Origin of the sequence: Thermogemmatispora sp. (assembly GCF_019683755.1) — a bacterium.
Classification (GTDB): domain Bacteria; phylum Chloroflexota; class Ktedonobacteria; order Ktedonobacterales; family Ktedonobacteraceae; genus Thermogemmatispora.
The window spans coordinates 1-6,946 of sequence record NZ_JADGHT010000250.1 but is presented as its reverse complement, the minus strand read 5'-3'; the positions used below and the strand labels follow the sequence as shown (position 1 = coordinate 6,946).

Below are 6,946 nucleotides of genomic sequence, written 5' to 3'. Positions count from 1 at the left end.
CCTTGAGTAACAGAGCCTCATAGGGTATAGTATACGGAACATCATCATCCCAGTGCATAAGGGTGAACATCCACATGCTGGTCTTTGAAACGATCCGCCGACGGCGCAGCATCAGCAAGATGAGTGAGCGCCGTCCGAGACGGGCCCACATTGAGCGCATGCTGGAGGCAGCAACGCATGCCCCCAACCACTATAGAGTTGAACCCTGGAAATTCATCGTCTTTAGTGGCGCAGCGCGTCAGGAGTTAGGCGAGGTCATGGCGCAGGCGCTGGCGTTACGCCTGGGTCAGGAGCGCGACGAGAAGGTCCAGGCTCTCATCGAAAAAGAGCGTCAGAAACCACTACGTGCCCCCGTGGTCATTGTGGTAGCTGCCGAGGCCCCTCAGCGTCCGGAGGTGCGAGCCATTGAAAATGTTGAGGCAGTGGCTGCCGCCGTTCAGAATATGCTGTTGACCGCCGAGGAACTTGGTCTGGCCACTATGTGGCGCACCGGTGAAGCGGCTTATGATCCTCATGTTAAAGCCTGGCTCGGTCTGGCCCCCGAGGATGAGATTGTCGCCTTCTTGTACGTCGGCTACCCAGCTCTCTCACCGCCAGAGCGTATACCAACTGACTACCGGCACAAGACACGTTGGCAGGGAGACCTGGAGTAGGATAGGCAGGCCTGCTCTGCCTGCGCTTTCTCCACCCATAGGGCCACTCTGGCTCAGCCCAGAGAAAACAGAGTCAGCAACGATGTTCTCCGCTCCAGATCGAACCTTGCTCTCTCGCCCAACAAACAACAGCCGGACTCCTGCTCCGGAGAATGAGGCTATATCTGCTCATTCGTCCACCGGCGCCGGTTTGGGGGAGCGAGGAGCATCAGTCAGCTCTGGTTACACTTAGCCCCAGACCGGCGCCCTGGCACTGTGTCCTTTCATGCCATTCCTTCATCTTACTTAAGCTAAATTGTTTCTTACACGTCGATCTGCAGATCTTCAATGACTAGATCACCTACAGGTAGATGCAAAAGGAGTGTATAGCGCCCAGGAGACACTGCGGGAAAGAGCAGCCTGCCATCTCTGTCGACCGTAGTGGTCAGCAATAGACCACTGCTCGCTACTCCCCGCTTTCTTTCTCCTGTCTCTAAGGGTAGCAGCTCAACCTGTACGCCTTCCAAAGGCAGCCTATCATTCAGTGCGGGACCAAGGCGGCTGAGCAGACCGTAGAGCGCACAACAGCCGGGAGCCGCGTATGAGAGAGAGAGCACAAGCTCACACTCCTTACTACGGTAGAGACGTGGCCATCGCGCTGATCTAGGCCTATGATGCAAGATCAAGCGCGTCTGCCGCCCGCCGCGCATAGGCACAAGGTCGTGAAAAGGGGACGCTGGCGCGACGGGTAGCAAAGGATCAGCCATGAAACGTCTGGAGATAGCCACTTCCTCAGCACAAAGTGGACACTCTCGTAGATGAGCCTCAATTTGCTCTTTTTCTTGTTTTTCAAGAAGGTCAGCACAATAGAGACTGATATGCAGACCGTCAGGACACTGACTTCGATAGAGCTTGGCTAGCAAGTAGAGATAAAGCTGTCTAAACTGCCTGAGGCGCTGCTGACAAATCATGCATGCGTGCAAGTGGCGCACAACTTCGGGCGCTAGCTCTCCCTCACCAAAAACTAGCAAGACCAGCTCTTTAGCCCCAGGGGCAAATTGATCCTGGCAATCCATTGTCTCTCTGTTTCCTTCACCTGGCAGCATGGCTTGCAACAATGCCTGAACAGAGTACAGGTTTTTCCCTCTCTGAGGGTACTCCTTTCGCTAAATCAACGCTACAGGTGTTGCTTTTTACGCATGGCGTTCCTTAGCCACCTTCTGCCTCTGTCCCGTTACCCTGCTAGGCGGCGAAGGAGGCCAGGCTGCCAGAGAAAGAAACAGCTAATGAACGCTCAGCTTCCAGAGCAGTTGGTCAATGTTCCGAGCCAGACGCTCTATAATATTGCGTCTTAAGCGATAGACATCTTGAACGCTTTGGAATTCCTGCGAGCAATAGCGGACAACCTCGCGCGGTTTGAGACCGCAATAGAAGAGCAAATAGGCAAGGTAGCGTTCCTTCGGTTGTGGCAGCAGACTCTTGAGCGCCTCCCAAAGCTCGTCACCTTCGTCTCTATCTTCGCTGACCGATGCCCCCTCGTAGCCCGGTTCCGAGAGATAGGCCTCTCGTGGTCGGGCATACATGCGCAGGGTATCCATGATGGCCCCGTTCAGGCTTGCCCGCAGATAGCTCAGGGCCGCCGGCAGTGAAGTAAATTGGAGATCCTGCTTATAAGCCGTTGCCTGCCAAAACCGTTCAAAAGCCTGGGCGATATAGTTCTCCTCGCTATCCAGGCGCATGGCAATCTCACGTTTCGGATGCCGGCGTATCCAGCCGCGGACCACCTCGGAGAATTGGTCTTGCAACAGCGCCCAGGCTTGTTGGTCACCTTCCACAATGGCGCGCTGGAAGATCTCCAATCCAGAGCGATCTGCCCCGCACTCTTGCTCAGCTTCCCTCTCATTTAGCGCTTCGGCTTCCCCGGCATCAACTGCATCTGGCAGGGCCAGCTCCAGGACATTTGAGAGTTGCTCTGTCTGCATGCCCATCGCTTTCAACCTGCTTTCTTCCTTCAATGCCTTGCTTGTACAGAGAAGGTCTTTTCCTCCTGCTAGCTCGCAGGACTATAACACATCCATAGTCAAGTTAGACGTTGCCGGCTGGTTCATCTCCAATTTTTTATCTGTATGAGATGAGATTATGAGTTTATAATGACAAGCCGCCCTTGCCCGGCTTGGCTGGCAGGCAAAGGGAATACTCCTGGAACCATTCGCAGGCGACTGGGCCTACTCCTGCCCAGTTCATCAACCTCGCTTAGCAGGAGCCAGCCCCTGACAGGATTCAGCTACCTGAAGGGCCTGAACTCTGCTATAGAAGCGACTTGAGGCTCTTGTGGCTCCTTTAAAAAACAGCTATACTATCGTATAGAGAGTGTATGGTCCCTTCTCAGGACAGGCTATGTCACAGCTAACCAGCTCAGTGTGAACTACTGCACAAATCAACGGTGGGGTGAGAGCAGACACAGCTGCGAAATAGCGCCGCGGAGGATGGAACCACAGGCGCGCCGTCTTCCCGCCTGTTTGTCTGGCTGCCTGCCTGCCCTCCACTCTCTCAGGCTAAGCGCGCAGTCTCTGACCAGCAGCTCATTAGGACCGGCAAGCTCGCATGATCAGCGCGCTCTTGGATGTCTGCTGAGTTTCTCCGGCTTCGCTTGCCCCTGACAGGGTGTGAAGAAGAGCTTCAAACTCAAAGAGTAGTTGCGAGAAGGCCAAAGATTCCACGCACGAGGTGTATGAGTCGTTGAATGCAGTGCAGAGGGAAGAGGGGAGTGCAAGATCTCTCAGTCAGCAAGCAAACAGAAATTAGGAGTCACAGCTAGCCAGGCAGATAGGCAGGTGAAACGATCAATCAGCTAGAAGGTGGCAGTGAGCACTAGGGAGAATGCTCTCAGTCCCCTGTCCTCGCATAGAGAGTTGCTCTGGTGAGACTTGCGGTACTGCAGTACCAGCCTGACCCGGCATGGGATACCCGGGCCGCAGATCCCCGCTGAGTGAGAAAAACCGAACCCAGAAGATGGGGTGGCCATCTTCGGGCAAGCTTCGGGAGTACGGTAGCCATGAACAGGCACATCTTGCTTGGTATCGATCCCGCGATCTCTCCGGCCACCAGGCACGCTATTACGAAAGTCAGTGAGCTGGTTGGGCAGGTTCCTTCTTTTCACTTGATTCTCCTGACGGTCATTCCCATCCCCTATACTGCTTCTCCCTCTCTTGGCATGTATGTCGGTCACATCCAGCCCTTGCCCATCACTGCCGATCAGCGCAGCGAGGCTGAGGAGGTACTCAAGCGCGCCCGCCTCGAATTGCAAAAATATGCCATCTCTTCCGAGCGTATCGAGATGATGATTCGCGTCGGCGAGCCAGCCGGGGAGATCGCCAGGGCTGCTCGTGAGTTAGGGGTTGACCTGATCGTCGTTGGCAGTCGCGGCGAGGGCTTGCGCCAGAAGTTGCGGCGCTTCCTGGTCGGTAGCATCTCCCGCCGTGTACTGGCGCTGGCCCCCTGTCCAGTGATGATTGTGATGGCGCCGCCGATTACCCAGCCCGGTGATCTGGTCACCTGGTATCGCAAGGCCCTGACCGCTTACCTGGAGCAGCATACCGGCGCTCTCGCCGTTTTCACTCCCCAGGAGGTGGCAACGATGTTCTTGCCAGCCAACAAAAAGAAGGCCGGTCGAAAAGAGATCGCCGCCGCCACACTCGCGCTTGAGCACCTTGTGAATAGCGGTAGGCTCTGCCGCCATGAGGTGAAAGGTCAACTGCGCTATGTCAACGACTAGCGCAGATCGCTCATTCTGGTAGAGGCTAGCCTCTCCCTTTCGATGCTGGTCTCTCTCTCATTCCCCCTGCTCAGCCAGCAACAACTGTCAGTCTGCTCCCCCAGGCACTGCGGATCAGCAGGGCCGAGAGAAGCCGGTCCGCAGTGCTCTTTTTGGCTTTGCTACCCGTTCTCAGGGCTGAGAACGACGGACAGATAGGTGAGCAGACCAAGAGATCGTCTAGAGGTCTGAATCCTCCAGTTGTCGTAGCAAAGCTTCGGGAGAAGTTACCGGAGCCTGACAGGCAAAATGCTGACAGACATACGCCGTAGCTTGCCCATCTTGCTGGGGCCGCCCAGCCACAAGGGGGATGAGCGCCGCGGCACGTTCCTGCTCTGCTCCAGGCGCGACGCAGGCCAGCACACTATTGGGTCGGTAACGACGGTTCACGATGTTGAGAAGAGCGGCGGTCTCTGCACTCTGCGGCTCGCCAATAATGGCAATCTCTCGTCCAGGTGAGAGGGCAAAGTCGAGCGCTCCCAGGAGATGCCCAAAGGCGTGAGGATGCTGCGTCATGATGTCAGCGAGAGCTTGTAGATAGTTCTCAGCTACCTGGCGATAGCGTTCTTCTCCCGTGAAGGCTGCCAACCGTAGTAGCACTTCCGCAGCAACGCTATTGCCCGCCGGTGTGGCGTTGTCCATGATCTCCTTTGGTCGGCAAACCAGGGTCTCCTGATCGCTGCCCGTGTCGAAGAAGCCGCCATTTTCCTGGTCGGCAAACAGACGTAGAGCCTCCTCCATCAGGGATCGGGCTTCACCGAACCAGCCCAGGTCGAAGCTCGCTTCATAGAGGGCGAGCAATCCGTCCGCCAGAAAGGCGTAATCCTCTAGATAGCCGGCTAGACGAGCTCGTCCGTCTTTCCAGGTACGCTGGAGGCGTCCGTCCTTGCGTAGCGCTGTCAAGAGGAAAGTAGCGTTCCGCTCGGCGATCCGCAGGTAATCGCTGCGCCCCAGGTAGCGCGCGGCTTCGGCGAAGCTGCGTAGCATCAGTCCGTTCCAGGCCGTCAGTACTTTTTCATCGCGTCCCGGCTTTACGCGCTGCTCACGCGCAGCCAACAGCACGGCCCTCCCTCGCTCCAAGGCCTGCTCAAGGCGCTCACGACTGACCCCCAGCCGCTCGGCCACCCGCTGGGCATCTGGTTCAGGTACATGGAGAATGTTCTTGCCTTCGAAATTGCCGCGCGGGGTTACGCCATACCAGGCCATGAATAGGGTACCATCCTCGCCTGGGAGGAGACGGGCAATCTCTTCGGCCTGCCAGAGATAGAATTTGCCTTCCTCGCCTTCGCTATCGGCATCCTGGGTCGAGTAGAAGCCTCCTTCCGGCGCCGTCATCTCACGCACAACGTAGTCAAGAGTTTCCTCAGCAATGCGCCGATAGAAGGGTTTGCCTGTGACCAGGTAGGCATGCAGGTAGAGGCGGCTGAGCAGGGCATTATCGTAGAGCATCTTTTCGAAATGAGGAACAAGCCAGCGAGCATCGACCGAGTAACGATGGAAGCCGCCACCCAGTTGATCATAGATACCGCCGCAGGCCATGCGTTGCAGGGTCTGCTCAACCATCGCTAGCTCCGAGCGCTCTCCCTCTTTCACCGCTGGCAATTCCCCAGCAGCTCGATGGAGATGCACGCGTAGCAAAAATTCTAGTGCCATGCTGTTGGGGAACTTGGGAGCACCGCCGAAGCCGCCATTGACAGGGTCAAATTCTGCAGCCAGTTCGCGCGCAGCACTGGCCAGTAGTTCAAGCTGCGGGAGCGACTGCCCTTGTCCCCGACGCAGCAAGGGGGCCCCACTGCGCTCGCGCAGGTACTCAGCCAGACGCTCGGCTTGCTCCTCGACTTCCTGACGCCGATTCTGGTAGGCGTCTGCAATGGTCAGCAGGACTCGCGGGAACCCGGCCATCAGTTGTCCGCCATAGCGCCGGTCTTCAGGAGGAAAGTAGGTTCCCCCAAAGAAAGGCCGACCGTCGGGTGTCAGAAAGACGTTCAGGGGCCAGCCTCCCTGGCCGGTGAGCGCCTGAACAGCTTGCATGTAGATGGCGTCGAGATCAGGTCGCTCCTCGCGGTCCACTTTAATAGGCACAAAGTGACGGTTGATGAGAGCGGCGATCTCTTCATTTTCAAACGACTCGCGCTCCATGACGTGACACCAGTGACAGGCGGAGTAGCCAATGCTGAGAAAGATAGGCTTGTCTTCTCGCCTGGCTTTGTTAAGGGCCTCTTCTCCCCAGGGATACCAGTCTACAGGGTTGTGGGCGTGCTGGAGTAGATAGGGACTGGTCTCATGGATGAGCCGATTGGTATGCTGAGCGCCTTGCGGCGCGCCGCTTGCTTCTGTCATGTCGCCTCCCGAGCATATGCTCGCTTTGCTTTCTAACGACAGTCTCTTTTCTCCCTTGAATGTTCATTGTACGACATCAGGCGAGGGTAAGGCGCCCCCCTGGTTTCTTGGCTTGCGCACCCGCCATTCATCTTATTATACTCTAATACATCTTCTTCTC

At 56.7% G+C, this 6,946-nt stretch carries 5 protein-coding genes; 2 read left to right on the top strand and 3 right to left on the bottom strand.

The genetic code is table 11. The annotated features are described in order from the left end of the window. Window positions 1-74: 74 nt before the first annotated feature. A complete protein-coding gene (locus IRZ24_RS14740) occupies window positions 75-653 on the top strand; it encodes a nitroreductase (protein ID WP_297165549.1) in 579 nt (192 codons plus the stop codon). A gap of 302 nt (window positions 654-955) precedes the next feature. Here IRZ24_RS14740 and IRZ24_RS14735 read toward each other — a convergent pair whose 3' ends face one another. Together IRZ24_RS14735 and IRZ24_RS14730 are read right to left on the bottom strand one after the other, a co-directional pair. Beyond that, on the bottom strand, window positions 956-1,249 hold the full coding sequence (locus tag IRZ24_RS14735) for a carboxypeptidase-like regulatory domain-containing protein (protein ID WP_297165548.1): 294 nt from the start codon (window positions 1,247-1,249) through the stop codon (window positions 956-958). Window positions 1,250-1,915: 666 nt separating this feature from the next. Further along, window positions 1,916-2,620 (bottom strand): hypothetical protein, encoded by a 705-nt coding sequence (locus IRZ24_RS14730; protein ID WP_297165546.1) that lies wholly within the window; start codon window positions 2,618-2,620, stop codon window positions 1,916-1,918. 1,067 nt (window positions 2,621-3,687) lie between these two features. Here IRZ24_RS14730 and IRZ24_RS14725 point away from each other — a divergent pair. Next, window positions 3,688-4,407, top strand: coding sequence for a universal stress protein (locus IRZ24_RS14725; protein WP_297165544.1), 720 nt, complete (start codon window positions 3,688-3,690; stop codon window positions 4,405-4,407). 219 nt (window positions 4,408-4,626) lie between these two features. Here the strand turns inward: IRZ24_RS14725 and IRZ24_RS14720 are convergent, their stop codons facing one another. Continuing rightward, window positions 4,627-6,786: a thioredoxin domain-containing protein gene (locus IRZ24_RS14720; protein ID WP_297165542.1), complete on the bottom strand. Its 2,160-nt coding sequence runs from the start codon at window positions 6,784-6,786 to the stop codon at window positions 4,627-4,629. Between the last annotated feature and the right edge of the window lie 160 nt (window positions 6,787-6,946).